Below are 1,910 nucleotides of genomic sequence, written 5' to 3'. Positions count from 1 at the left end.
CCCGTACCCACCCCGGGCTGCTCGAGGGCCTGGCCGCGTTCACCGACGACACCCACGCCGCGCTGGGCGACCTCGGCTACGAAGGCGAAGCCGACCGGCTCACCGTGCCCATCAAACTCGCCCCCGGCCGCGGGCAGACGGTCAACCAGCGCACCGTCAACACCCTGCACTCAGCCCTTCGTGCTCTGGCCGAACGCGGAAACGCCCTGCTCAAGACCACCTTCGCCGCGTTGCGGCGAGTCACGCTATGTCCCTGGCGCACCGGCGCGATCACCGCAGCTGCGCTCGTACTACTCCACACCGAGTACGACCGCACGACATGATCAACCCGCTACTGAGAACACCTCATTGCCAGGCGCCTTTTAGGTGAGGCGCGCTCCCGCTTTTCCATTGCTGCATTCGAAGAGCCCTACACCAATTACGGGGCTGCGCTCATCGGGGCCTCATCCGACAGCTGAGCCTGGCCCGGCGAGTTCCCGCTGCCCCCAGCTAGGTAAGGCTGCGAAGCTCGTCTCTGGCGTCCGCTGCGATAACTGATCCTTTAAACTGCTTCCCGTCGAGTAGGTCTCCCATCTCTGAGATTCGCCTGCGAATCCAGGAAATCTTCCGTTCCTCGGGTAGATTGATTACAGGGCGTAATACCTGCATTGCTCCATCAATTTCGCCTACTTTGACGCGGGCAGTTGCTTGATATACGTGAGCTAGAGCCTCATCGTCCAGTGATCGGAACTCATCCCCCTCGTGTTCCCACAGGGAGATGGCGCGCCCGGCGTCTCTGTCTGCTCGCTTCAGGGCTTGTGGATCGTCCAGCCACATTAGACTTGAGCCACCATAGTAGAGCTGTTTGGCGTAGCTGAAGGAGTAGAGGCCGTTCACAGAGTCGGACGCGGCTTTATCGCGCAAGGATAGAGCTTGATCTAGGAGGTCCTGCGCCTTCCTGGAGTTGTTGAGGTTGGCGGCACACTGAGCTGCTCCACATAGGAGGCGAATCGTTGACGTGCCTGCTCCTGCGTACTTCAAGCCGTCCTGGGCAAGGTTGTCCGCAAGAGTGTAGTTCTTCTCGAACCGCGCCAGGAGAGATTCAGTTCCGCGGACCCAGGCGCGCAGTTCATTGTCGTTCGCGGATTCCGCTAGGTGCCATGCGGCACGAGCGTGGGTCGCGGCAATCTCGGGGTGGCCGAGGTCGAGGGCAGCGTAGATAAGCACCCCGGAGGCTCTGCCTGCCGCCAGGGTCAAGTCGCGCAATTCGTGTGGTCGCACAGCGCCTTCGGTTAGCCGCCTTAGAGACTCTTTCCGAATGTCTGTAGCCTTGCGCAGCATCGGCTCTGCGGGTTGATGTAGATAGGCGATACTGAGTGATGCAACGCTCTCGCTTAGAGCGTCGACGTCTACTGAGGTGTTCTCAGTAGCGGGTTGATCATGTCGTGCGGTCGTACTCGGTGTGGAGTAGTACGAGCGCAGCTGCGGTGATCGCGCCGGTGCGCCAGGGACATAGCGTGACTCGCCGCAACGCGGCGAAGGTGGTCTTGAGCAGGGCGTTTCCGCGTTCGGCCAGAGCACGAAGGGCTGAGTGCAGGGTGTTGACGGTGCGCTGGTTGACCGTCTGCCCGCGGCCGGGGGCGAGTTTGATGGGCACGGTGAGCCGGTCGGCTTCGCCTTCGTAGCCGAGGTCGCCCAGCGCGGCGTGGGTGTCGTCGGTGAACGCGGCCAGGCCCTCGAGCAGCCCGGGGTGGGTACGGGCGCAGCGGGTGTCGTGCTCGCGGCCCGGCCGCACGTCGCTGGTCCATAGCGGCCATCCATCAGGTGCGGTGAGGACCTGGATGTTCCCGCCGTGGCGGCGGTGCTTGCCCGACCACCACAGGTCGACCCCGGGGGTGAGGCCGAGCGCGCGGCACCGGTCGGTGGCGATC

The 1,910-nt window shown here is 63.5% G+C and carries 3 protein-coding genes; 1 reads left to right on the top strand and 2 read right to left on the bottom strand.

Features of this window, described 5'->3' with window-relative positions; genetic code table 11:
* A partial coding sequence (locus tag Ae505Ps2_RS33065) for a transposase family protein (RefSeq protein WP_249265213.1) occupies positions 1–323 on the top strand: 323 nt, incomplete at its 5' end.
* Between the two features lie 166 nt (positions 324–489).
* Here the strand turns inward: Ae505Ps2_RS33065 and Ae505Ps2_RS30860 are convergent.
* Positions 490–1,206, bottom strand: a complete 717-nt coding sequence (locus Ae505Ps2_RS30860; RefSeq protein ID WP_139320122.1) for a hypothetical protein — start codon at positions 1,204–1,206, stop codon at positions 490–492.
* 211 nt (positions 1,207–1,417) lie between these two features.
* Positions 1,418–1,910, bottom strand: a 493-nt coding sequence (locus tag Ae505Ps2_RS03515) for a transposase family protein (RefSeq protein WP_249265212.1), incomplete at its 5' end; no start/stop codon positions are given.

The organism is Pseudonocardia sp. Ae505_Ps2 (assembly GCF_001932425.1).
In the GTDB taxonomy this organism is placed as follows: domain Bacteria; phylum Actinomycetota; class Actinomycetes; order Mycobacteriales; family Pseudonocardiaceae; genus Pseudonocardia.
This window is presented reverse-complemented; position numbering and strand designations above follow the sequence as displayed.